Origin of the sequence: Flavobacterium sp. MEB061 (assembly GCF_000834715.1) — a bacterium.
GTDB classification, from domain to species: Bacteria; Bacteroidota; Bacteroidia; order Flavobacteriales; family Flavobacteriaceae; genus Flavobacterium; species Flavobacterium pectinovorum.
This window is the reverse complement of record NZ_JXQR01000023.1, coordinates 99,535-123,237: the sequence shown is the minus strand read 5'-3', so window position 1 is coordinate 123,237 and position 23,703 is coordinate 99,535. Positions and strand designations below refer to the sequence as shown.

Annotated in this window: 24 protein-coding genes; 6 read left to right on the top strand and 18 right to left on the bottom strand. The window is 31.7% G+C overall.

Features of this window, described 5'->3' with window-relative positions:
• Positions 1–100: 100 nt before the first annotated feature.
• The 3 genes from bshC to RT99_RS13200 all read left to right on the top strand — a co-directional run bounded on the left by bshC (position 101) and on the right by RT99_RS13200 (position 3,753).
• Positions 101–1,690, top strand: coding sequence for a bacillithiol biosynthesis cysteine-adding enzyme BshC (bshC, locus tag RT99_RS13210; RefSeq protein WP_042565222.1), 1,590 nt, complete (start codon positions 101–103; stop codon positions 1,688–1,690).
• A gap of 163 nt (positions 1,691–1,853) precedes the next feature.
• Positions 1,854–3,125, top strand: coding sequence for an acyltransferase family protein (locus RT99_RS13205; protein WP_042565221.1), 1,272 nt, complete (start codon positions 1,854–1,856; stop codon positions 3,123–3,125).
• Positions 3,126–3,333: 208 nt separating this feature from the next.
• Positions 3,334–3,753: a nucleoside-diphosphate kinase gene (locus RT99_RS13200; RefSeq protein WP_031456090.1), complete on the top strand. Its 420-nt coding sequence runs from the start codon at positions 3,334–3,336 to the stop codon at positions 3,751–3,753.
• A 128-nt stretch (positions 3,754–3,881) separates the two neighbouring features.
• On the opposite strand, the gene RT99_RS13195 is transcribed toward RT99_RS13200, so the two are convergent.
• Positions 3,882–4,178 (bottom strand): DUF721 domain-containing protein, encoded by a 297-nt coding sequence (locus RT99_RS13195; RefSeq protein WP_042565220.1) that lies wholly within the window; start codon positions 4,176–4,178, stop codon positions 3,882–3,884.
• A complete protein-coding gene (locus RT99_RS13190; RefSeq protein WP_042565257.1) occupies positions 4,159–4,599 on the bottom strand; it encodes a hypothetical protein in 441 nt (146 codons plus the stop codon). Before RT99_RS13190 ends, RT99_RS13195 begins: the two co-directional genes overlap by 20 nt.
• A gap of 229 nt (positions 4,600–4,828) precedes the next feature.
• Between RT99_RS13190 and RT99_RS13185 the strand changes: the two genes are divergently transcribed.
• The gene (locus RT99_RS13185) at positions 4,829–5,893 is read left to right on the top strand and encodes a serine hydrolase (protein ID WP_042565219.1); all 1,065 of its coding nucleotides are present in this window, start codon (positions 4,829–4,831) and stop codon (positions 5,891–5,893) included.
• Positions 5,894–6,092: 199 nt separating this feature from the next.
• Here the strand turns inward: RT99_RS13185 and ftsY are convergent, their stop codons facing one another.
• From ftsY to RT99_RS13130, 11 genes are all read right to left on the bottom strand, one after another.
• Entirely contained in the window at positions 6,093–7,046 is a 954-nt protein-coding gene (gene ftsY, locus RT99_RS13175; RefSeq protein WP_042565217.1) for a signal recognition particle-docking protein FtsY, read from the bottom strand.
• A gap of 265 nt (positions 7,047–7,311) precedes the next feature.
• Positions 7,312–7,464: a DUF4295 domain-containing protein gene (locus RT99_RS24985; RefSeq protein ID WP_007805819.1), complete on the bottom strand. Its 153-nt coding sequence runs from the start codon at positions 7,462–7,464 to the stop codon at positions 7,312–7,314.
• Between the two features lie 77 nt (positions 7,465–7,541).
• The gene (rpmG, locus tag RT99_RS13170; RefSeq protein WP_008253902.1) at positions 7,542–7,724 is read right to left on the bottom strand and encodes a 50S ribosomal protein L33; all 183 of its coding nucleotides are present in this window, start codon (positions 7,722–7,724) and stop codon (positions 7,542–7,544) included.
• A gap of 27 nt (positions 7,725–7,751) precedes the next feature.
• The gene (rpmB, locus tag RT99_RS13165) at positions 7,752–7,988 is read right to left on the bottom strand and encodes a 50S ribosomal protein L28 (RefSeq protein WP_008468080.1); all 237 of its coding nucleotides are present in this window, start codon (positions 7,986–7,988) and stop codon (positions 7,752–7,754) included.
• A gap of 71 nt (positions 7,989–8,059) precedes the next feature.
• Positions 8,060–9,313 (bottom strand): CinA family nicotinamide mononucleotide deamidase-related protein, encoded by a 1,254-nt coding sequence (locus RT99_RS13160; protein WP_042565216.1) that lies wholly within the window; start codon positions 9,311–9,313, stop codon positions 8,060–8,062.
• A 216-nt stretch (positions 9,314–9,529) separates the two neighbouring features.
• Positions 9,530–9,874: an Hpt domain-containing protein gene (locus tag RT99_RS13155; protein WP_042565215.1), complete on the bottom strand. Its 345-nt coding sequence runs from the start codon at positions 9,872–9,874 to the stop codon at positions 9,530–9,532.
• Positions 9,874–10,485 (bottom strand): fumarylacetoacetate hydrolase family protein, encoded by a 612-nt coding sequence (locus tag RT99_RS13150; RefSeq protein WP_042565214.1) that lies wholly within the window; start codon positions 10,483–10,485, stop codon positions 9,874–9,876. The genes RT99_RS13155 and RT99_RS13150 overlap by 1 nt, the downstream gene beginning before the upstream one ends.
• Positions 10,486–10,577: 92 nt before the next feature.
• Positions 10,578–11,348, bottom strand: a complete 771-nt coding sequence (locus RT99_RS13145; RefSeq protein ID WP_042565213.1) for a 3'-5' exonuclease — start codon at positions 11,346–11,348, stop codon at positions 10,578–10,580.
• A gap of 165 nt (positions 11,349–11,513) precedes the next feature.
• A complete protein-coding gene (locus RT99_RS13140) occupies positions 11,514–12,893 on the bottom strand; it encodes a dihydrolipoamide acetyltransferase family protein (RefSeq protein WP_042565212.1) in 1,380 nt (459 codons plus the stop codon).
• 84 nt (positions 12,894–12,977) lie between these two features.
• Positions 12,978–14,141: a glycosyltransferase family 2 protein gene (locus RT99_RS13135; RefSeq protein ID WP_042565211.1), complete on the bottom strand. Its 1,164-nt coding sequence runs from the start codon at positions 14,139–14,141 to the stop codon at positions 12,978–12,980.
• Positions 14,142–14,171: 30 nt separating this feature from the next.
• The gene (locus tag RT99_RS13130; RefSeq protein ID WP_242607203.1) at positions 14,172–15,353 is read right to left on the bottom strand and encodes a hypothetical protein; all 1,182 of its coding nucleotides are present in this window, start codon (positions 15,351–15,353) and stop codon (positions 14,172–14,174) included.
• A gap of 141 nt (positions 15,354–15,494) precedes the next feature.
• Here RT99_RS13130 and RT99_RS13125 point away from each other — a divergent pair, with 141 nt between their 5' ends.
• Entirely contained in the window at positions 15,495–16,073 is a 579-nt protein-coding gene (locus RT99_RS13125; RefSeq protein WP_042565210.1) for a hypothetical protein, read from the top strand.
• Positions 16,074–16,080: 7 nt separating this feature from the next.
• On the opposite strand, the gene RT99_RS13120 is transcribed toward RT99_RS13125, so the two are convergent.
• A complete protein-coding gene (locus tag RT99_RS13120) occupies positions 16,081–17,271 on the bottom strand; it encodes a DUF5009 domain-containing protein (RefSeq protein ID WP_042565209.1) in 1,191 nt (396 codons plus the stop codon).
• Between the two features lie 147 nt (positions 17,272–17,418).
• Here RT99_RS13120 and RT99_RS13115 point away from each other — a divergent pair, with 147 nt between their 5' ends.
• Positions 17,419–18,156: a tyrosine-protein phosphatase gene (locus RT99_RS13115; protein ID WP_042565208.1), complete on the top strand. Its 738-nt coding sequence runs from the start codon at positions 17,419–17,421 to the stop codon at positions 18,154–18,156.
• A gap of 91 nt (positions 18,157–18,247) precedes the next feature.
• Here RT99_RS13115 and RT99_RS13110 read toward each other — a convergent pair whose 3' ends face one another.
• The 4 genes from RT99_RS13110 to RT99_RS13095 all read right to left on the bottom strand — a co-directional run bounded on the left by RT99_RS13110 (position 18,248) and on the right by RT99_RS13095 (position 23,700).
• Positions 18,248–20,629, bottom strand: a complete 2,382-nt coding sequence (locus tag RT99_RS13110; protein ID WP_042565207.1) for a polysaccharide biosynthesis tyrosine autokinase — start codon at positions 20,627–20,629, stop codon at positions 18,248–18,250.
• A 14-nt stretch (positions 20,630–20,643) separates the two neighbouring features.
• Positions 20,644–21,435, bottom strand: a complete 792-nt coding sequence (locus tag RT99_RS13105; protein ID WP_042565206.1) for a polysaccharide biosynthesis/export family protein — start codon at positions 21,433–21,435, stop codon at positions 20,644–20,646.
• A 79-nt stretch (positions 21,436–21,514) separates the two neighbouring features.
• Complete coding sequence (locus tag RT99_RS13100) at positions 21,515–22,933, bottom strand: undecaprenyl-phosphate glucose phosphotransferase (RefSeq protein WP_042565205.1); 1,419 nt, start codon at positions 22,931–22,933, stop codon at positions 21,515–21,517.
• 23 nt (positions 22,934–22,956) lie between these two features.
• On the bottom strand, positions 22,957–23,700 hold the full coding sequence (locus RT99_RS13095) for a glycosyltransferase family 2 protein (RefSeq protein ID WP_042565204.1): 744 nt from the start codon (positions 23,698–23,700) through the stop codon (positions 22,957–22,959).
• Positions 23,701–23,703 lie beyond the last annotated feature (3 nt).

The window sequence follows — 23,703 nt, the reverse complement described above, 5'->3', positions numbered from 1 at the left end:
TAAAACAAAAATCAAAAATCAAATCTTAAGCATTCGTTAAAAACACTTTTAAGTATATATTTTCATTAAATTTACAGCTGTCAAAAATAAATCTAAAATTATGCCCACCGACTGTATCAGCTACCAAAACTCAGGATATTTTTCTAAATTGATACAAGATTACTTAGATCAAAAACCCGAACTACAATCCCTATACAATCATTTTCCAACGCTGGAAAACTTTGAAAAACAAATCGTTGAAAAACAATCGAATTTTAATAACAATAACCGAATTCCGCTTGTTGCCACTTTAAAAAAGCAATATCAAAACATTGAAATTTCTGATTCTACGAAGCAAAATATCGAGCTTCTGTCACTAGAAAATACTTTTACAATTACTACAGGACATCAATTAAATTTGTTTAGCGGTCCGCTGTATTTTTTATATAAAATTATTTCAACGATTAATCTTACCAAAGAATTAAAATCAAAATATCCGACATATAATTTTGTTCCCATTTATTGGATGGCAACAGAAGATCACGATTTTGAAGAGATTAATTATTTTAATTTTAAAGGAAAAAAATTCAGATGGAATAAAGAAAGTACCGGTCCAGTAGGAAGGCTTTCAACAGAAGGCTTAGCGGAGTTTTTCGAAATTTATTCCTTAGAATTAGGCTCAAGTACAAATGCCGGCGTTTTAAAAAAGCTTTTTGAAGAAGCTTATTTAAAACACCACAACCTTGCCGATGCTACACGTTTTTTGGCTGATAAATTATTCTCTAACTACGGTTTAGTAATTCTTGATGCCGATGATGCCGATTTAAAACGTGCTTTTATTCCTTTTGTAAAAGAAGAATTAGAAAATCAAACTTCTTTTAAAGCTGTTCAGCAAACGATAGAACAATTGAAGGATTACACTGTTCAGGTTAATCCACGTGAAATCAATTTATTTTATATTGAAGATACTTTGCGTGAGCGAATTATTTTTGAAAATGATAAATACTTTGTAAACAACACTAAAATTTCATTTTCAAAAGAAGAAATTTTAAAATTATTAGAAAGTAATCCTGAAAAATTTAGTCCAAACGTAATTATGCGTCCGCTATATCAGGAAATTATTCTGCCTAATTTATGCTACATTGGCGGAGGCGGAGAAATTGCATATTGGCTGGAATTAAAATCATTTTTTAATGCCGTAAACATCACTTTTCCGATGCTTTTGGTTCGAAATTCAGTTCTCTTAAGCACCGAAAAACAAGCTAAAAAAGCTGATAATTTAAATTTAAGCTGGAAAGACCTGTTTACAAAACCTGCTGATTTAGTTAATGCAATCACACATAAATTATCTGCTTTTCCTATTGATTTAACGTCACAAAAAGAAACGTTGGAAAAACAATTTGAATATCTTTACGAATTAGCACAGCAAACCGACAAATCATTTACAGGAGCTGTAAAAGCGCAAGAAGTAAAACAAAAAAAGGGTTTAGAAAATCTTGAAAAAAGATTATTAAAGGCACAAAAACGAAAATTAGATTCAGAATTACAGCGCGTTACAGATTTACAATGCGAGTTATTCCCGAATCAAAGCTTACAGGAACGTCAATCTAATTTTTCTGAATTTTATTTAGAAAAAGGCGAACAATTAATTCCGCTTTTAATTCAAAAACTAAAACCGTTAGAAACGAATTTTAATATAATTATGATATAAAAAGTTTGCCACAAATTACAACTTATTCATTCTTATAATTCGTGGCAAACAAAAACAATAAAGTAATAATCATCAGAATAAATAACCGCCTCTTCTGAAATTATTGCCTCTCTAAACCAAATAGTAACCTTTAAAACAAAAACTAACCTATTACCAAAAAACTATGACCAGAGAGCGCTTGATTTCATTGGATGTCTTCAGAGGATTAACTATTTTATTAATGACTATTGTAAACAACCCCGGCGATTGGGGCAATGTTTATCCGCCACTTTTACACGCCGAATGGCACGGCTGCACCCTAACAGATTTGGTGTTTCCTTTTTTTGTTTTTATTATGGGAGTTGCAGTTCCGCTTGCAATGCCAGATAAAATCTACGACGAAACAACCTTCAATAAAATTTTGGTTCGTTCCTTACGAATGTTCTGTTTAGGGATATTTTTTAACTTTTTTGGCAAAATACAATTATTTGGACTGGAAGGAATTCCGCTTCTTATTGGTCGTTTAGCGATTACAATTGCAGTTGGTTACGCCTTAATGGGGAATTTCAGTTCTAAAGTCAAAAATATTCTGGCTTTTTCTATTCTATTTATATACTTATTTTTAGCCTATAGCGGAATTGAAGCGTATCACGACGTACGTCTTCCGGGAGTTTTACAACGAATTGCCATTGTGTATTTTGTAGTTTCACTGTTGTATTTAAAAACCTCTCAAAAAACACAAATTATAACAGGAGCTGTTTTATTATTGGGTTATTGGGCATTAATGACATTAATTCCTGTTCCGGGATTTGGTGCTGCCAATCTGGAGAAAGGAACCAATCTAGCAGCATGGCTTGATAGCGTTTTATTAAAAGGCCATATGTACCGCGGAACCGTAACCTGGGATCCGGAAGGAATTCTGAGTACAATTCCTTCAATTGTAAACGGAATTATCGGTTTATTAATCGGCCAAATATTAATGCGTGAAATATCTAAAACGCAAAAAGCTACAAAAATAGCCATTGCTGGTATAGCACTTATTATAGCTGGTTTACTTTGGAATATTGTTTTTCCAATCAACAAATCAATCTGGACAAGCAGTTACGTTTTATATACCACAGGATTAGCAGCCACATTTCTATCTATTTTATATTATGTAATTGATATCGCTGATTACAAAAAAGGGTTTAAACCATTTTTAATTTGGGGCGTAAATCCTATGATTGTGTTTTTTACTTCTCAGATTATTCCACAGGCTTTAGTAATGATCGAATTCCAAAATCCGCATAATCCTGAAGAAAAAATCAATCTTTTAAGTTATCTGTACGGTTTCGGAATCGCTCCATTCTTCAGTAATCCAATGACAGCTTCTTTGGCAGGCGCATTGGTATATGTTTGCATCTGGACATTCATTTTATGGATATTCTATAAAAATAAACTGATTTTCAAAGTCTAATTATTTCTTTTCACCATATAAGTTATATAAGTTCATTTTAGTAATGCTGCATATTTTTTAGATCGACAATCTATACGTAAGTAATTAAATGAACTTATATGGTTTAAAAAAATTACTCAAAACATCATTCTGTAGTGTTTTAATTATGAATTTATTAAAATCAATTCATAAAAAAGTCTATTTTTGCACAAAATTTAAAAACACAAAAATGGCAACAAATAGAACTTTTACAATGATTAAGCCAGATGCTGTAGCAAATGGACACATCGGGAATATCTTAGCAATGATTACAAACGGAGGTTTCAAAATCGTTTCATTAAAATTAACTCAATTAACTGTAGCCGATGCTAAAGCATTTTACGCAGTTCACGCAGAAAGACCTTTCTACGGAGAATTAGTTGAATTCATGTCACGCGGACCAATTGTTGCTGCAATTTTAGAAAAAGACAACGCTGTAGAAGATTTCAGAACTTTAATTGGAGCTACAAATCCTGCTGAAGCTGCTGAAGGAACTATTCGTAAAGCATATGCAACTTCTATTGGAGAAAATGCAGTTCACGGTTCTGATAGCGACGAAAACGCTGCTATCGAAGGTGCATTTCATTTTGCTGGAAGAGAGCAGTTCTAAATTTTAGATTTCTGAATTTAGATTTTAGATTAAAATAAAAAATCCCGTTTCAAATTGAAACGGGATTTTTCTTTATAAGCTATTTACAAAGTTCAGCCAATCTAAAATCTGAACTCTAAAATCTAAAATTATCTAAGAACAACCTCTTTAACAACCTCTCGCCCTAATTCCTCATTAATCATTTTAACGATTTTCGATTTTCCGTGACTCAATTCTTCTCTCAAAACTGCCGATCCAAGTTCAACATACAAAGTACTTCCCTTTAAAACTACATTTTTTGTATATGTGTTTACACCATTCCCCATCAATTGTCTCCAGGCTTCTTTTACATCAATCTGATCCATTCCCGGCTGCAATTTATTCACCTGGATAATCTGTTGCAAAACAGCCCCAATCGTACTTTCGTTATTTAGTCTTTTTGCCATCGTTTAAAATATTTATTGGTCCTGCTTTTTTATAATGATATTCTTTATCCTGATCATTCTTTACCACAAAAGTTTCATCAGAAATTGAAATTAATTCCTCGCTCCACTTTGCGTAATCTGTTTTATAATCCAGAAAAGTTCCTTTATCTGTAAATCTAACCGAAACATTCTCAAATGTATCCGTTGTCAAAAAAGTTCCGTCAAGCTGCGCCATCACTTTCGTTCGGGTTCCTTTATTTCCTTTCATCTGAAAAAAATCAAAGTTCTCATTCATTCCATACGCTTTTTCTTCACCTTTATCAAAAACCACTTTTTCAATTTCCCAGTAACCATTTAGTTTTGAAATATCCGCAGGTTTAATTTCTTGCTTACAGCTTACAAACAAAAGCGACAAAACCAAAATAATAAAGGTGTTTTTCATATAATAATATTTATAAGGAGCTATTTCCCGCTGTCCTTCCAATCTTTTGTGCTGAACCCCAGCACAAAAGGATTTTCCCTCCCATCGGGGCTAGGGCTCCAGTTTTCAAAAGAAAATTTAGTGAACTACAAAGTTAACTTTATATCACTCTAAAAGAAATAAAAATTCACAAAACCCATTAAACTATTTTACATATTTTTGGTCAAACCCTAAACCAAAACCAAAAAACATGACCAAAACTATTTTTAGCTTCCTGACAATCTTATTTTTGGCAGGATGCAGTTCAGATCCAACGGAACAAACACCAGCAGAAACTCAAAGCATGTACTTTCCTCCTTTAACAGGAAATACTTGGGAGACAAAATCTATTTCAGATTTAAAGTGGAATCAAAACGCAGTTCAGCCGCTTTTAGATTATTTAGAACTCAAAAATTCAAAGTCGTTTATAATTCTGGTCAATGGGCGAATCGTAATGGAAAATTACTTTAACGGACATTCTGCAACCACAAACTGGTACTGGGCAAGCGCCGGAAAAACATTAACCTCTACAATAACTGGAATCGCTCAGCAAGAAGGTTTATTAAATATCAATAATAAAGTTTCACAATATATTGGTACAGGCTGGACAAGCGAAACATTAGCAAAAGAAAACCTGATTACCTGTAAACATTTATTAACCATGACATCAGGTCTAGATGACAGTACAGATGATGTAGATCCGGCAAGCTTAATTTATAAAGCCGATGCCGGAAGCCGTTGGGCATATCATAACGTATATGTAAAATTGCAGGATGCTGTAGCAGCAGCAAGCGGACTAGCTTGGGAGGATTATTTTAATGCAAAATTAAGAGATAAAATTGGCATGAACGGCAATTGGGTTCAGATTGACGTAAATAGTGTCTATACCAGCACATCAAGAAGTATGGCACGTTTTGGGCTTTTAATGCTTAACAAAGGAAAATGGGACAATACCCAAATCTTAAACGAAACTTATTTTAATGAAGCAACCACAACTTCACAAAACGTCAATTTGGGATATGGTTATTTATGGTGGCTAAATGGCAAAACTTCTTATCATTTACCACAATCACAACTCACTTTTTCCGGAAGTATAATACCAACTGCACCAAACGATATGTTTATGGCTTTAGGCAAAAACGATCAGAAAATATATGTTGTTCCAAGCAAAAACATGGTCATTATCAGAATGGGAGACGCTGCAGACGATGTCAACTTAGCCTTATCTGATTTTGACGAAACTTTGTGGGAGAAAATTAGTGCGCTATATCAGTAATTAACGTTTAGTACGTAATCTTTTCAGGATTCCCATAAAAAATAAAATCAAACCTAAAACCAATAAAACATAGTAAAAAGACAGGCTTTTGTCTCGCAAAACGTTTGCTAAAACAAAACAAATAACGCTTCCAAAATAAAAAGTAAGAGGCGTTATATTTTTTAAAGAAGAAAAACTCATTGGAATTATCTGAAAAATATTATTTGAAAAAACTATCTACAAATTCGTATTTATTAAAGACCTGTAAATCCTCAATTCCTTCACCAACACCAATATATTTTACAGGAATTTGAAACTGATCTGAAATACCAATAACAACACCGCCTTTTGCAGTTCCGTCAAGTTTAGTTACAGCTAGAGAAGTTACTTCTGTCGCAGCTGTAAATTGTTTTGCTTGTTCAAAGGCATTCTGACCTGTAGAACCATCCAAAACCAAAAGCACATCGTGAGGCGCATCAGCAACAACCTTTTGCATTACGCGTTTTACTTTGGTTAACTCGTTCATCAAATTGATTTTATTATGTAACCTTCCGGCAGTATCAATAATAACAACATCTGCATTTTGAGCAACTGCTGATTGCAATGTATCAAAAGCTACAGAAGCAGGATCGCTTCCCATATTTTGTCTTACAATTGGCACATCAACACGATCTGCCCAAACTTGCAATTGATCTATCGCAGCAGCACGAAAAGTATCTGCAGCACCTAAAACTACTTTATAACCCGCTTTTTTGAACTGATAAGCCAATTTACCAATAGTAGTTGTTTTACCAACTCCATTTACTCCAACAACCATTAAAACATAAGGTTTTTTATCTTTCGGAATTTCAAATTCGGTTGCTTCGCCTGTATTGGTTTCAGATAATAACGCACCAATTTCCTCACGAAGAATCTGGTTTAATTCTTCTGTTCCTAAATATTTATCTTCGGCAACACGTTTTTCAATTCTTGAAATTATTTTTAAAGTTGTGTTTACACCAACATCAGATGCCACAAGAATTTCTTCAAGATCATCTAAAACATCGTCATCGACTTTAGATTTTCCGGCAACAGCTTTACTTAACTTTGAAAAAAAAGTAGTTTTTGATTTTTCAAGACTTTTGTCTAAAGTCTCTTTTTTATCAGTAGAGAATAATTTTTTAAAAAAACTCATTATTGTATATAGTATTAGATTGTTAGACTTTCGGATTATTAACGATCCAAAGCCTGAAAACTTAAAAAAGGCAATTTTGTTTTTAAACTAATTTAGATATTGTAAAATCTTTTATCCTAATAAAGTTAAGAATAAAAGATTGAAGTAAAATCATAATTTTTTGTTTAAAAAACCCAATTTGGGCTTCTCTAAATTTTAGACAAATATAAAAATAAAAAAGCTACTTTCGGAATGAAAGTAGCTTTTCTATATACTGTAATTGTTATTATTTCTTTTTCAAGAAAGTATCAACTTCTTCAGGAGCCATAATAGATTCTACGAATGTATATGCACCAGTTTTTGGAGATTTTACCATTTTGATGGCTTTTGATAATCTCTTAGAAGATGTTTGTAACGATGCTACGGTTTTCTTTGCCATGATTCAAATGTTATTTGAAGTTTCTTATAAAACTCGAAATGGCTAAACCATTTGAGATTTACAAAAATCTCTAATTATTACTTAATTTCTTTGTGAACAGTTACGCGTTTCAAGATTGGATTAAATTTTTTAATCTCTAATCTGTCCGGAGTATTTTTTTTGTTCTTAGTTGTAATGTATCTAGAAGTTCCTGGAACACCAGAAGTCTTGTGCTCAGTACATTCTAAAATTACCTGGATTCTATTACCTTTCTTTGCCATCTTGCTATATATTTATTTAGGAAAAGATTATTTGATAAATCCTTCTGACTGTGCTTTTTTCAAAACAGCAGTGATTCCATTTTTATTAATTGTTTTTATCGTAGATGCTGCTACTCTAAGAGTAATCCATCTATCTTCTTCTGGAAGATAAAAACGCTTTTTAACTAAGTTTACAGAAAATTTTCTCTTAGTTTTGTTCATAGCGTGAGAAACGTTATTTCCTACCATCGCTCTTTTACCTGTAAGGTCACAAACTCTTGACATTATACTTATCTTTTATCGTTATTCAAAATCAGGGTGCAAAGAAAAGAAAAATAAACCATTGTAGCAAAAATTTATTGCACATTTTTTAAAATTTCTTTCTGTAATATTTCTAAACTCTTAATCGAAGCTCTATCTATCACTTTTTCACGTGGTTGGCCAAAATTAAATTCTTCAACAATTATATCATCGGGGGTAGCTAAAGCGATAAAAACAGTTCCAATTTCAGCATCTGCATCACCTTTTGTCGGTCCGGCGTTCCCGGTTGTTGCAATTGCATAGTCTGTTTTAAGCATCTGTTTCACATTCAAAGCCATAGCCGATGCCACTTGTGCACTTACTACCGAAAATTCGTCTACTAAATCTTGCGAGATACCGAGAACATTAACCTTTGCCTCTGTCGCATATGAAACAACACTGCCTTTAAAATATTTTGAAGCTCCGGGAACTCCCGATAAAATCGAAGCAATTTTCCCTCCAGTAAAACTTTCAGCCGTTGAAATTGTTTTCTTTTGCCTCGTTAAAATCTTCCCAACCACAGATTCTATGGTTTCATTTTCTTCGTAACCTACTATAATATCGTGAATTATCGCATCTAAAGATTTTACATTAGATTCGATAGCTTCTTCTAATTCTTCTTTATTAGTTCCTCTTGCCGTTAATCGTAAACGCACTCTGCCCGGATTTGGCAAATAGGCTAATTTGATAAAATCAGGCAAATTATTTTCCCAATTCTCAATACGTTCTGCAACTAAACTTTCACCCTGACCATACGTTAAAATGGTTTTATGTATGATATAAGGTCGTTTGTATTCGCGAACAATTTTTGGAATTATTTCTTCTTCAACTAAATATTTCATTTCATACGGAACTCCCGGAAGCGAAATAAAGACTGTATCTTCTTTTTTCATCCACATTCCCGGTGCCGTACCCACTTTGTTATGCAAAACAGTACATTTTGAAGGAACCAGAGCCTGATCTTTATTTAATTGGGAAATTGGTCGTTTATAAAACCCTTCGATTAATTCTGTTACGTGAGCCAAAACTTCTGGGTTTACAACTAATTCATCATCAAAATATTCGCAGAATGTTTTTTTGGTAACATCATCTTTTGTTGGTCCTAATCCGCCTGTAACAATAACAACATCGACTTTGTTTTGAAGTTGTGCGAAAGTATCTAAAATATGTTTTTTATCATCGCTTATCGAAATCATTTCTCTGGTTTCGACTCCAATTCGATCAAGAGATTTTGCAATAAAACCAGAATTTGTATCCACAATCTGACCTATTAAGATTTCATCTCCAATTGTTATAATAGTTGCTTTCATACGAATAGAATATTTTACTTACTTCAAAAGTAAGTCATTTATTAAGAAGTAGGTCTTGTCGAAACGATGTGCGTGAGGATAGAAACGCATCCTTTTGTAATAAAAAGAAATGACACTTTAAACGAAAATTTTCCGGAACAAAAGATATATAGTGTACCAAAGTTTGGGACGCCCCTATTTTTGACCTAAATTAAAAGACAAAATAGGAGCACCTAATTAAACATCAAAGTCTTTTTTGATTTCTTTGATAGCTTCTTTTACTTGTATTTTTATACTTTTAAAAGTTTCAACAATTTCTTTTTTCTTGCCTTCAGCTTTTGTCCAGGCTTCAACCTGAAGAATTTCTTCAAAAGCAACATTTAAACCCAACAAATCTAATGTTGGTTTAATCTTATGCGCATAAGCATAGGCATATTTATGATCCTTCTTTTTAATTCCTTCTTTGATTTGTTTTAGATCTTCAGGAACTTCGGTAACAAATAATTTAAGAATTTCGTTTACAAATTCGGGATCATTATCTGAAAGCGCATACACTTTCGAAAGGTTATATTTTAAAGCCATTATTTTACTTGTATTCTAAATAATTTTTTATCTTCTAAAAAGCCTTCTAAAACATCGTTTGGTTTAACTGCCGCAACACCTTCCGGTGTTCCTGTAAAAATGATATCACCTATTTTTAATGTAAAGAATTGCGATATATACGAAATAAGCTCATCAATTTTCCAAAGCATATGACTTGTATTGCCTTTTTGAACTGTTTTTGCATTATTCGTCAGCTCAAAACTAAGATTTTCCATCGAAATAAAATCAGTTTTAGGTAAAAAATCCCCAATAACTGCAGAACCATCAAAGGCTTTTGCTTTTTCCCAAGGTAATCCTTTTTCTTTTAACTTAGCTTGTAAATCTCTGGCAGTAAAATCAATACCTACACTAATTTCATCATAATATTTGTGTGCAAACTTAGGCTCAATATATTTTCCTACTTTGTTAATTTTTACAATTATCTCAATTTCGTGATGAATTTCTTCAGAAAATTCAGGAATTACGAAAGGATGCTGCTTTAACAAAACTGCTGAATCAGGCTTCATAAAGATCACTGGTTCTGCCGGTCTTTCGTTTTTTAATTCCGCTATATGATTGGCATAATTTCTACCGATACAGATTATTTTCATTTCTTTATAAGTTACTAAGGCTCTAAGTTGCTAAGATTCTAAGAAAATATGCAAAAAAACTCAGCATCTTAGAACCTTAGCAACTTAGAATCTTACTTCGTATTTAATCTTCTTAATTTAATTGCTGTCAGAACTTTTTTGGTATATAATGGAAAATCAGCATTTTGAATCCAGCTGAAATAACCTGGTTCTGTTTCTAAAACCTTATCTACTTTTGCTCCTTTGTGTTTTCCAAAGGTGAAAATTTCTTCTCCATCCTGATCAAAAGCAATCATTCCTGCAAAATCGGCAATTTTTTTACGAGTTGTAAATTCAGACAATGCTTTCATATCGTTTTCCAATTCAGGATAGCGATCTAATTGTGCTTTTAAAATTTCATAGGTTGCCATTGTATCCGCTTCTGCTGAATGCGCATTTTCAAGACTTTTTCCACAATAAAACTTCAAGGCCGCACTTAAGGTACGCTCTTCCATTTTATGAAAAATAGTTTGTACATCCACCGAAACTTTGTTTTTCATATCAAAATCAACTCCCGCACGAAGTAATTCTTCAGCCAATAACGGAATATCAAAACGATCTGAGTTAAACCCTCCCAAATCACTATCTTTTATCATATTATGAACCTGTGGAGCTAATTCGGCAAAAGTAGGCTCATTCGCTATTTTTTCATCAGTAATACCGTGGACAGCTGTAGTTTGCGGCGGAATTGGAATGGTTGGATTCACTAACCATGTTTTACTTTCCTTGTTTCCGTTAGGAAAAACTTTAAATATTGAAATTTCTACTATTCGATCTTTCCCAATGTCAATACCTGTAGTTTCGAGGTCAAAAAAGCAAATTGGTTTGTTGAGTTTAAGTTCCATATTTAAATTTTATAAGTTTACAAATATAAATTTTAAAGACGAATTTTCCTTGTCTTTTTCATAAAGTTAAGCATTCTTCCTGTGGATTAAGGAAATAATAATAAAAGAAAACCCTTTCAACATTAAAAATGTTAAAAGGGTTAATTATTTATAAAATTATGATTTTTAAAAGTCTCTGTCTACATCAAAAGCTTCTAAATATTCAGCAACACGTTTTACAAAACTACCTCCTAAGGCACCATCTACAACTCTATGATCGTAAGAATGCGATAAGAACATTTTTTGGCGAATTCCAATAAAATCACCTTCAGGCGTTTCTATAACAGCTGGCACTTTACGAATTGCGCCCAAAGCTAAAATCCCTACTTGCGGCTGATTGATAATTGGCGTACCAAAAACACTACCAAAAGTCCCCACGTTTGTAACGGTATAAGTTCCGCCTTGCGTATCGTCTGGTTTTAGTTTTCCTGCTTTTGCACGGTTCCCTAAATCGTTAACCGCTTTTGCCATTCCAACAAGATTCAACTGATCGGCATTTTTAATAACCGGCACAATTAAATTTCCGTTTGGCAAAGCTGCAGCCATTCCTAAATTTATATTTTTCTTTTTGATAATATAATCACCATTAACAGAAATATTCATTCCCGGAAAATCTTTTAGCGCTTTTGCAACGGCTTCCATCATAATTGGCGTAAAAGTTAGCTTCTCGCCTTCTCTCTTTTCAAAAGCAGTTTTAACTTTATCTCTCCATTTTACAATGTTGGTAACATCAACTTCAATAAACGATTGTACGTGTGCAGAAGTTTGTACCGATGCTATCATATAACCTGAAATCAGTTTACGCATTCTGTCCATTTCGATGATTTCATCACCTCCGTTTACAGAAACCGGAACTGCATGCTGGCTTTTTTGAATTGCTGTTTCAGTAACTTTTGGCGCAACCGGAGTTGTAGTCTCAGTCACAGTATCAGTTTGAGCTTGAGTAGCAGTCTCCGTTTTTTCAACTGCAATTGGCTCAGCTTTTGGAGTTATAACGCCAGCTTTACGATCTTCTACATATTTTAAAATATCTTCTTTGGTAACTCTGCCATCTTTTCCTGAACCATTAATACCGTCTAATTCTGCAGTAGAAATACCTTCTTCTTTTGCAATATTTTTAACTAATGGAGAAAAGAATTTATCTGATCCCGAAAAATCCTGAGGGGCAGCAACAGTCTCCTGAGCTGTTTCAATTGTTTTTTCGATTTCAGTTACTTCTGCCGGAACCGCAACATGTTCTTCAACTTTTGCTTGCGGAGCATCTTCTTCGGTTTCAATAATTGCAATGGTTTGACCAACCTGAACTAAATCATCTTTGCCAAATAATTGTTCAACTAAAATTCCCGAAACCTCGCTTGGTACTTCGCTATCTACTTTATCAGTCGCGATTTCAAGTACTGCTTCATCAGTTTCAATTTTGTCTCCAACTTCTTTCAACCAGTTTGTAATAGTTGCTTCAGCTACACTTTCTCCCATTTTGGGAAGTTTTAATTCAAATCTTGCCATATTGTTAACCTCAAGGGTGATTTTGATTTTCAGATTGCGAAATTACTGAATATTTTAAATATAAATTATATTTAATATAATTTTTTACTCAATTTTTATAATTTGACCTCTATCATTTCTTGAATTACTTCCAATAACAAAATTTGCTCTTTTGGGCAAAATCTTAAAAGTAATACTCTTATCTTTAAGAGTTTCTATGATTTTGATACATTTTTTGAACGAAACATAGTGATTATCCAAAATAACCTCAACTCTTTTACCTCTCGAAATCTGCGACGAATTTACCATTTTTTCTTTTTTGAAATCGAAAATAGCAACTTTATTTTTCAGAATAAAAGTCAACTTTTCAGACAATTCTGTATTTAAAGAATATAAAAAATAGATATCTGGCAATGGTTTTACTTTCGGTTTTCCACGAAACATTTTAATGAAAGAAAAAAACACGATTCCAACTTTAATGAAAATAGAAAAAAATAAGGACTTTTTAAAATGTTTCTGATAAAAAAAAGTCATTGCTTCCTGAAAACGCTTCATATATTTTTCATCTTTCACAGTACTCTCTCCTTTATAATGTAAAACTGCAGTGTCATGAAAATAGAAATTTGTTTTTTTCATTTTCAAAGCACGATAGGACAAATCAATGTCATCGGCATACATAAAACAATCCTCGTCAAAACCTTTTAAATTACGATATAAATCTCTTTCCATCAACATAAAGGCACCAACTAAAATCTCAACTTCCCCGGTTTCATTCTCATCCAAATGCTGAGCATAGTATTGATTGAAAAGTTTTGATTTTGGAAAAATTTTATAGAGTCCAAAAAACTTGGTAAAAGCTACCCAGGGTGTTGGAATCCCGCGTTTACTTTCCGGCAGAAAATTTCCTGTTCCATCAATTAATTTACAGCCAATGATTCCGAGATTAGTTTGCCTTTCGGCGAAAGCCAAAATCTTTGTAAAAGTATCTTCTGCAACAACCGTATCAGGATTTAAAATGCATACATATTTTCCTTTTGCCTCGTCAACCGCAATATTATTTCCTTTGGGAAAACCAAAATTTTCTTTGTTCTCAATCAGTTTTACGTCAGGAAATCTCTCTTGCATCATCAAACAACTATCGTCATCAGAATTATTATCTATTACAATAATTTCTGCATTAAGATTAGAAATCGCTTCCTGAACGCTTAAAACGCATTGTTCCAGAAAGTAACGCACATTATAATTAAGTATAATAACAGATAATTGCATGAATTTTTGATCAGTTGATTTTTTGGAAAGTTAGAAATTTTCGGCTAAACCCAATCGCAAAGACCAATCGTTTTTACTAACTCCAAAATCCAGAACCAAATTACTGTTGTTTTGCTTGTTCCATTTAATACGAATTCCGGTTCCAACAGCGGGATTCCATTTGCTAAACTTATAGGTATCTAATTTTGAAACAGAGGAAATATTGGTAAAAAATACTGCTCCAAAAAAGCCGTTTTTAGTGATGTCTGTTCTATATTCTGTTTCGAAATAAATAAGTGCATTACTTCGAAATCTGTTTCTGGTAAAACCTCTTCCGGTTTTCCCGTCACGATCCCAGCCAATACTTGGTAAATCGAGATAATGTGGTTTCCCGCCAAAAGTCGACCAATAAAAAACTCTGGAAGCTAAAACTCTGTGTTTGGTTTTATGGAATGAATAATATTTTCGGGCATCAAAATAAATAGATTTCCATTTTTCATCATTTACTCCGCTTGTATTTATTCTGTAATCTGCTTCTACATACAAACCCTGTTCAGGATTTACGTTGTTTTCTCTTGAATCATACAATCCCTGAATCGCAACTCCAAAAGAATTTTCATCATCAAAATTTCCATCCATATATTTAAAATAATCTGTTTCTTCGTCAATATATGATTCTTCAGAAATATTTTGGTAATTATCTAAAAGGAAACCTAAACCAAGCCTGAAATTTCCAATTATTTTTCGGGTTGCAAATTGATAAAAACGCCATTGCTGATAATCTAATGTTGACATTTTTTCATCTGTATTATGTCCTCCTAAACCATATGTTGGTTGGGGATAAATCATATAACGATAATCCCCGATAAAATTCCAGTTATTATTTTTGGTATAAATATAAGACTGAATTGGAAATACATATTGTTTGGTAAAACTAAAGTAAGGAGAAAAAGTAACCTGAGACATTTTTGTAGTTTCTCTGTCTCCAAGATAAAATGTTGTTAAAAAAGACACTACTAAACCAGCATTTTTATCTGAATCTATTGGAACGGGAAGGAGTGAAAATGCTACTTTTTTATCAGAATTTCTGGATATCGAATCATTTTTATCAAAAAGCTTATATAGAACATCCAAAATATCTTTTTTATTATTTTCGATGGTATCATTTTGTGAGTAACAAAATGACATCATCAAAAAGAAAAATAAGGTAAATATAAATTTCAGATTTTTCATTCTGTAAGATTTTAAGAGACAACTTCTTACAAATTTAAAATTTAATTTAGAACGAAAGCTGATTTTACAAATAATAAAAAAGGGAAACTAAAATAGATTATAAAAAGTATATTTTTGATTTTTGATAAAAGGATTTTTAATATGAAAAACAAAATAGTGGTTCTGGTCATTATAATTGCTTTTTTTAGCTCAGGTTTTGTTTTCTTAAAAAAGCAATCTGGTTCTGATAAAGATTTGATCAAAACCTCAACCTGGTATATTGCCGGACCAGCTGTAGAAAATCAGGAAACAATTAATAGCATTCGTCAAAAAAAAGGAATCGTTAAGGTTACTGCTAAAAATAATCCTGTTGGAGAAATAGAATTAAATGTCATGATTACGGCATCTGATTCAAATGACGGCGTTTCAACAAATTTATCTGACCATTCAAAGTTTGTGATCATTACTTATAAATCATCTCATTTAATAAAAATTCAGGCTCGCGAAGGAAATCTGGAAGGAACTGGCTGTGTACATGGTGGTTCGCACCCAAGAGTTGATTTAATGCCTTCGCCAAGCAGATTTACAACAACTAAAATTCTGTGGTCAGAATTTAAACAAGACGGATTGCCTGATGGAAAACTTTTAAACATTCATAATCTTTGTAAATTCAATTTTGTGAATTACAATCCTGTTTCTAGAGCATTTTTAGAAATAAAATCTGTTATTTTTGAAAAATAAAAAAACGCTATAAGTGCAATTGAATTTTATACTTATTACAAATCTTCATTACCAATAACATAATTGTTGAAAATAGTAATGACCAGATTATTCCCGGAAGCCCTTCACGAAAATACTCCGGAATAATTTCAATTTTAAAAGCAAGATTGAAATAATAAATAATACCCGGCAAAATATAAATCAATAAAGGATTTGCAGCTGCCGGCATAAAAAAGTCACTCCATTTTGTTTGTTTTTTAATTTCCATTAACCAATACAAAAAGTAAAACAAAACGGTACAAATAGCTGCAGAGAACATCGTCCACGAAGGTGTTCCTTTTATTTTTGATATTCCGAAATACGGTCTTAAAAGATACCCTGTTACAAAAAATAAAATTGCAAAAACGATAACCGGCCAATTGATTTTAAGTGGAATTTTTCGATCAAAAAACAATAAAGAAATAATTACGCCAGCAGTAACTAACGAAGCATGGGTTAAATGTCCTGCAATAAAATTAAGCCATGAATACTGTTGTAATATACTTCCTTCTATTAAATTGATCGAGTTTGCAGCAACACAAACTACTAAAAAGAAAATCATTGCCCATAATTTCCCGTTAACAAGCCAATAATATACTACAGTAAAAAGATATGCCCAACCGATTAGACCCAGAATTCCCCACCATTTTTGTGTCATACCTATTTCACCTGTATCCTGAATATATAAAAAGTAAAGTATTATCAAAACTAATATTCCGCCATATTGCAGTGTGTTTTTTAGCCAAAGAGGAAAATCTTTTGGGTATTTATTCCAAATAAGAATTGGCATTGAGTATGCTAAAAGTCCCCAAAAAGCTGGCGTAATTAACATTTTTGTGGCATCATAACCATATTCCGCATTCACCATAAAAACGCCAATTATAATTAAGGCCAATGCTCTTTTAAAAGTATGTGTCCAGATTGTTCGTGTACTATCTTCTTTTAACAGTCTCGCATTAAATGCAAACGGAACTGACATGCCAACAATAAATAAAAATGCAGGGAATACGAGATCTACGAAAGTCATAGCATCGGCATCTGCAGGCATGTGCTTCATCCATTGAGGAACATTCCTCACGCTTGCCAATTCATTTACAAAAATCATCACAAAAATCGTAATTCCTCTTAAAGCATCTATAGAAATTATTCTTTTGTTATATAAATTTTCTTTAATTTTCATAAAATACTTATTTTTTATCAATGCAAAATATAACATAATTAGCAAAGAGCAAAAATTATATTGTAACAACTTATATCTACCACAATCTTAATAAATAAAATTCCTAGAAGAGTAAGAAAATATCACTATTTATTTTACATTTGTAATATGTTATCATTTTTCAAGTCTAAACCATATTTAAAAGATCTTCTGTCTGAAGATTATGTTGATATCCATTCTCATTTATTACCAGGGATTGATGATGGCGCACGAACTATAATTGAAACCAAAAATCTTGTTAAATCGCTACAGGAAATTGGTATTTATCAATTTATAACTACTCCGCATATTAGCCACTATATCTGGAATAATTCTCCTGAGGCTATTATTGCAAATCATTCGGAAACCAAACTTTTATTGAATGATCTGGATGTTAAAATTCCATTTCATGCTGCTGCAGAATATTTTATGGACGATTGGTTTGAAAGTCATTTTAAATCGGAGAAGCTTCTTACTTTAAAAGATAATTATGTTTTGGTCGAAATGTCCTATATGAATGCTCCGGTACAATTATATAAAATTCTTTTTGACTTGCAGGTAGCTGGATATGTTCCTGTTTTAGCCCATCCGGAAAGGTATTTATTTTATCATAAAAACCTGAATGAGTATGAAAAACTAAAAAAGGCAGGGTGTTTATTTCAATTAAATTTACTAGCATTAGTAGGTTATTATGGCGAAACAATTACCAAAGTTGCAGATCATCTTCTAAAAAAAGGAATGTACGATTTTACGGGTACAGATGTTCATCATAATAAACATATAGCTTCATTCGATAAAAGAATAAAAGTAAACAACATAGCTAATTTAAAAGAAATAATATCTAATAATCAGTTCTTTAAATTTTAAATATTGATGTTTTTAAAATTTAAAACGGTGTAAAACAAAAAAAAACGGTTCAATTAATTGAACCGTTTTTTTATATAATTATTTTTTTTTACTAAGAAAAAAGTTTTTTGTGCCAAGATTTTTTTTCTTCCGTAGTGCCATACCCATACCCATAACCATAGCCTTTTGTAGAGTCAGTATCGTTAAGAAGAATACACATATTTGGTAATTTACCCTCTCTGTAAAAAGTATTTGCAATAGAAAGCATACGTTTTTCTAAAACATTTGCACGCATTACATATACAAATGTGTCAGCATTTTTAGCCACTAATAAAGTATCTGTAACTAAACTTACAGGAGCTGTATCAACAATAATATAGTCATATTCTTTTTTAAATTTTTCAAAAAGCTGATCTACTTTTTTACTCATCAACAATTCAGCAGGATTTGGCGGAACTATACCTGAGGGAAGAATAAAGAAATTCTCGTAACCTGGGTGTTTTACAATATAATCCTCAATATTATTTTCACTAGATGACAAATAATTTGTTAAGCCTAAAGGAGGAACATCAATATATTCTCCAAATTTTGGATTTCTAATATCCATACCAATTAATAAAACTCTCCTTCCTGAGAGAGCAAATGTTGCAGCTAAATTAACAGATATAAATGTTTTACCCTCTGATGAAAAAGTAGATGTAATAAATAAAGTTTTAGCGGTTCCTTCAGGTACTTTATTAAGCATAAACTCCAAATTGGTTCTAACAATTCTGATCGCCTCTGCAGAACTAGTTCTGCTTTCAGATTTTATTAATTCGCCAATGTCATTAGATGTTGGTATATCTCCAATAAATGGAATTTGTGTTTTTCCCTCTAAATCTAATTTACTTTTAATTTTTGTATCTAATAAATCATCTACATAAATAAATCCAAAAGGAATTAATAATCCCATTAATATTCCGGCTAAATATACTATTTTTTTCTTAGGACTTATAGGGAATTTCCCTGCTTTAGCAACATCAATAACGCGTGCATTTGGTTCTGTAGCAGCTAAGGAAATAGCAGTTTCTTCTCTTTTTTGCAATAAATACAAATACAATTCTTCTTTTACTTTTTGTTGTCTTGCAATTACTCTGAATTGACGTTCCTGAACTGGGATTTTACCAATTTTACTATTTAAAAGATTCTCCTGACTCTGAATGTTCCTATTTTGAATTTGTAAATTAGACTGCATACGTTTTAAACTCGCAGTCATGTTTGATTTTAAAGAGGAAATCTGCTGATCTAATTTTATTACCGACGGGTTTTCTGTTGTTGCCGATTTTAAAATACGATTACGATCTAAAACCATTTGGTTATAAGAGGTAATCAATCCGCTGGTGTCGTCGCCATCCGCTGTTATTAAATTAGTCGGTAATAAATCAGAATTAGTGCTTTTTTTTATAAAATCTAACAAAGACGAAACCACATTTAATTGAATTTCTGTTTCTACTCCTTTTTTATCATATTCACTTGAGCCTTCTATAAATAATTTCGCTTCAGATTCAATATCAGTTAATTTGTTTGTTTTTTTAAAGCTTTCGACATCTTGCTCAACTCCATCTAATTCTTTTGCTATCAAGGCTAGTCTACCTGCTATAAATTGAGAAGTATTCTCAGAAATAAAATTTTTATCCTGAGCAGCATCCTGATTATAAATCTGAATCATATTGTCCAGAAAAACCTCTGCTCTTCTCTGTACAGGATCAGTAATAGAAATATTTACTACGCTACTTGTTTTACTAATAGGCTCAACATCAATTCTGCTTTTATAACTCTCGGCAACACTTTCAATCGAATTTAGGAAAATCTTTATGGACTTATAGTGTTCAGAGGTCTTAGCTACAATGTTAATGGTTTTATCTATAACCATAATCCCTAAACTAGTTGGGATTTTTTCACCATAGTTAAATACTTTTTTTGTTGCTAAAATTATGTTTTCACTATCTACTATTTCATTTGTTAATTCAAAAGTATTAGCTGTTAAGGAATTATACCTTAAAACTGATTTAGCATCATTAAATAAATGTGTTTTGCTAATAAAATTAACCCTTATAGGAGAATCCAGATATATATCCCGATCAACAACACTACCTTCTGCTACTAAATTAATATTTAGATTTAATCTTTTTACAGTACTTTCAATAATAGTTCTGGATCTTAATATTTCGATTTCATTATCAACGTTATTAACAGATCCTACTCCAATTCCCAAATCTGAAAAAGCTGATAATTCTGAAAGCATTCCACCTTTTTTCTCATCTTTAACCAATATGGCGGTAGTAGCTTCATAAATTGGTGTCGAATAACGTAAGTATAGAAAGGCACCTATTAAACAGATCACCACACTTAATAAAAACCATAGCCAATTAATTATATATTTATCTAACTGTTCCCTAAGATTTACCTCTTCGCTTTTATTATCTATCTCATTGTAAAAGTCCTGTGTATGCATTTTTTTATTTAATTTTATTTAAAGATTAGAACAGAAAGTGATATTAAAATAGAAACAGCTGATATTATTACAGACGTATTAGGTCCTACAGCAGAAGCATTTACTTTAGTCCTATTTGGTTCTATATAAACTACATCATTTTGTGCTAAATAATAAAATGGAGAATTTATAAAATCAGCTTTTGTAATATCTACTCTATTATACGATTTAACACCATTAACTTCTCTAATTACCAAAATATTATCTCTCTTGCCATAGATAGTCATGTCTTTTGCCATACTCAAAGCTTCAATCAAAGTAACTCTTTCTGATGTAACGGAATAAGTTCCGGGAATATTGACTTCACCTTGCAGGGAAATCTTAAAATTCATTATTCGCATATTGATAATTGGGTTTTTAATATAAACCGCTATCTTATCTTTTAAAAGCTGTAATGCTTCTGTGCGGGTTAATCCTCCTATTTGTAATTTTCCCAAAACAGGAAATTCAATATTTCCATTTTTATCTACCAGGTATGACTGAATTACACTCTGACTTGTAGCGGCTAGTAAATTTGCGTTGTTTTGCGTAGCAACAGTTGTCAAATTAAAAGGAAGTGCAATTTCAGGATCTTCAGCTGAAACAATTATCATTAATAAATCATCCGGCTGAATTTTCACTTCATAAGAATTTGTATTTTGACCCGCTTTAATTGTATCAATATTTTGATAATAAACTATATCTTTTCGTGAAGCACAGGAAAAAAGCAAAAGTATAAGGGATAAAAGACATGTTGTTTTTATAAAAAAAGGTGATTTATATTTCATTAGGATTGTAATTTGACTTAACATATATTAAGATTAAAAATATTGATTATAATTGTGACGTACTGTTTGTTCTTAATTTTCAATAAGCATTTTCTTCTCCCTGAAATATATTGACAACTGTTTTTATTATGATTCTGATATCTAATAAAAGACTCCAGTTTTCAATATACCAAATATCAAATTCTACTCTATTTTCCATATCAAGAACCTTTTTTGTCTCACCTCGAAAACCATTTACCTGAGCCCAACCAGTGATTCCAGGTTTTGCATACTGCCTAACCAAATAATTATTAATCAAATCGGTATATTGTTTTGTATGATTTATCATATGAGGTCTTGGCCCTACAACAGACATATTTCCAAGGAAAACATTAAAAAACTGAGGAAGTTCATCAATAGAAGTTTTACGCATAAAAGCTCCGAACTTAGTGATGCGACTATCCCCTTTACCAGCTTGCTTAGAGTCTGATAAATCATTAACACGCATGCTTCTAAATTTTAAACATGCAAAAGCCTGATTATCTCTTCCTGAACGTTGCTGCTTAAAAAAAACTGGTCCTGGTGATTCTAATTTAATAATCAGTACTAAAATAGGAAATAACCACGGAAATATCAATAAAATTACTGCTAGAGAAAAACAAACATCAAATCCTTTTTTTAATATTCTGTTTACTGTAAATTCTAAAGGTTCACGTCGAAATGTAAGTACAGGTGTATTATCGTGAAATAAAATTTCGACTTTACTTGATTTCGTATAGAGCTGAAAATCCGGAATGAATTTAATTCGCACCATATTATGCTCACAAATTCGTATCAAATTATTTATTACCGAAATATTATCAATATGCAATGCTACATACATTTCATCAACGTTTCTTGCAATAATAAATTCTTCAACATCATTAAAATCACCTACAACTGGTCCCGAAATAAAAGCAAATGGATCGACTTTCTCGTCAAAAAAACCTAGAAAACGATATCCATACGTAAGATTCGTTGATAATGTTTTACGCATTCTTTCGCCTGTATCATTCGCTCCTACAATAATATAACTTTTAAAATTATACCCTTGGGCTCTTATATACATTAAAAGTCTTATAGATAAATAGCGTGATATTATAATTAAAGAAAAGAAAAAGTAATAAAAATAAATTAAACACCATTTTGAAACATCTGTATAATTTAAAAAAACAACAAAGATTGTGATAAAAGCAGAGTGAATAGCGATTTTTTTAATTGTTCTCTTCAATATAGATTCTATAGATTCTATCCTTACAATCCTAAATGAATCATTATATAAAAGCAAAGTAATCCAAACTAAATTACTCAGTAATGAAACTGTTTGAACCTGTGTTAAAAAAAGTTTATCAATACTACCAAAGCCAGCAACTCCAGATAACAGTATGGATATATTCAATAAGACTAAATCCCAAACTACAAATAAGAGCTTAAAATAACGCGAAAAATTGTGACCAGATAATTTATTTAAAGTTTTCATCTGTGAGAATCTTATATTTTATATTATTTTAAATACTGTGTTAATGCTAAAATTTTTTTCTGAAAAACAGCTTTAAAAGCTGAAAGATTATGATATTTATAAATCTTATAATCTTCAGATAGAACATGAAATACTCTTTTATAGTCAGTACTTAATCCTCCCATTTTCATCTTCACCACATATTCATTCATATAAATAATATTTATTTTGTATTTGAACAGGTATCGTAATAAAAATTCAGTATCAGAAGCTATTTTAAAATCCAAACTATAATAACCGTATTTTTCAATAATTGATTTCTTAATATATACGGTTGGATGCAATGGTAACCAACCTGATTTTAATTTTTCAAAATTATATTGTCCGCCAATTCTATTTCGAATTATTTTTTCTTCAGCATCATTTGTAACATAAATACCATCTCCATAAACAGCATCGGCATTAGAAGACATTAAAAATGTATTAACTATTTTAGAAACAACACTGTTATCATAAAAAACATCATCAGAGTGCATTAATCCAATAATATCACCGGTTGCTAATTTCAAACCTTTATTAATTGCGTCATACATTCCTTTATCGGGTTCAGAAATATAATGAGCAATTTTATCCGAGTAAGATTCAATAATAGACTGAGTACCATCTGATGAATTACCATCTATGATTATATACTCTATATTTGGATAATCCTGATCTAAAACACTGTTTATAGATTGTTTAATGGTTGCCTTTCTATTGTAGCAAACCGTAATTATAGAGACTTTCATAAG

Bases quoted from the DNA above. Each gene is read 5' to 3' on its own strand.
- RT99_RS13145 (WP_042565213.1), bottom strand. From the start codon at position 11,348: ATGGAACTTAAACTCAACAAACCAATTTGCTTTTTTGACCTCGAAACT.
- RT99_RS13105 (WP_042565206.1), bottom strand. From the start codon at position 21,435: ATGAAATATAAATCACCTTTTTTTATAAAAACAACATGTCTTTTATCC.
- RT99_RS13110 (WP_042565207.1), bottom strand. From the start codon at position 20,629: ATGCATACACAGGACTTTTACAATGAGATAGATAATAAAAGCGAAGAG.
- RT99_RS13200 (WP_031456090.1), top strand. From the start codon at position 3,334: ATGGCAACAAATAGAACTTTTACAATGATTAAGCCAGATGCTGTAGCA.
- RT99_RS13185 (WP_042565219.1), top strand. From the start codon at position 4,829: ATGACCAAAACTATTTTTAGCTTCCTGACAATCTTATTTTTGGCAGGA.
- rpmG (WP_008253902.1), bottom strand. From the start codon at position 7,724: ATGGCAAAGAAAGGTAATAGAATCCAGGTAATTTTAGAATGTACTGAG.
- RT99_RS13195 (WP_042565220.1), bottom strand. From the start codon at position 4,178: ATGGCAAAAAGACTAAATAACGAAAGTACGATTGGGGCTGTTTTGCAA.
- RT99_RS13205 (WP_042565221.1), top strand. From the start codon at position 1,854: ATGACCAGAGAGCGCTTGATTTCATTGGATGTCTTCAGAGGATTAACT.
- bshC (WP_042565222.1), top strand. From the start codon at position 101: ATGCCCACCGACTGTATCAGCTACCAAAACTCAGGATATTTTTCTAAA.
- RT99_RS13130 (WP_242607203.1), bottom strand. From the start codon at position 15,353: ATGAAAAATCTGAAATTTATATTTACCTTATTTTTCTTTTTGATGATG.
- rpmB (WP_008468080.1), bottom strand. From the start codon at position 7,988: ATGTCAAGAGTTTGTGACCTTACAGGTAAAAGAGCGATGGTAGGAAAT.
- RT99_RS13160 (WP_042565216.1), bottom strand. From the start codon at position 9,313: ATGAAAGCAACTATTATAACAATTGGAGATGAAATCTTAATAGGTCAG.
- RT99_RS13115 (WP_042565208.1), top strand. From the start codon at position 17,419: ATGTTATCATTTTTCAAGTCTAAACCATATTTAAAAGATCTTCTGTCT.
- RT99_RS13120 (WP_042565209.1), bottom strand. From the start codon at position 17,271: ATGAAAATTAAAGAAAATTTATATAACAAAAGAATAATTTCTATAGAT.
- RT99_RS13150 (WP_042565214.1), bottom strand. From the start codon at position 10,485: ATGAAAATAATCTGTATCGGTAGAAATTATGCCAATCATATAGCGGAA.
- RT99_RS13140 (WP_042565212.1), bottom strand. From the start codon at position 12,893: ATGGCAAGATTTGAATTAAAACTTCCCAAAATGGGAGAAAGTGTAGCT.
- ftsY (WP_042565217.1), bottom strand. From the start codon at position 7,046: ATGAGTTTTTTTAAAAAATTATTCTCTACTGATAAAAAAGAGACTTTA.
- RT99_RS13095 (WP_042565204.1), bottom strand. From the start codon at position 23,700: ATGAAAGTCTCTATAATTACGGTTTGCTACAATAGAAAGGCAACCATT.
- RT99_RS13135 (WP_042565211.1), bottom strand. From the start codon at position 14,141: ATGCAATTATCTGTTATTATACTTAATTATAATGTGCGTTACTTTCTG.
- RT99_RS24985 (WP_007805819.1), bottom strand. From the start codon at position 7,464: ATGGCAAAGAAAACCGTAGCATCGTTACAAACATCTTCTAAGAGATTA.
- RT99_RS13155 (WP_042565215.1), bottom strand. From the start codon at position 9,874: ATGGCTTTAAAATATAACCTTTCGAAAGTGTATGCGCTTTCAGATAAT.
- RT99_RS13190 (WP_042565257.1), bottom strand. From the start codon at position 4,599: ATGAAAAACACCTTTATTATTTTGGTTTTGTCGCTTTTGTTTGTAAGC.
- RT99_RS13100 (WP_042565205.1), bottom strand. From the start codon at position 22,933: ATGAAAACTTTAAATAAATTATCTGGTCACAATTTTTCGCGTTATTTT.
- RT99_RS13125 (WP_042565210.1), top strand. From the start codon at position 15,495: ATGAAAAACAAAATAGTGGTTCTGGTCATTATAATTGCTTTTTTTAGC.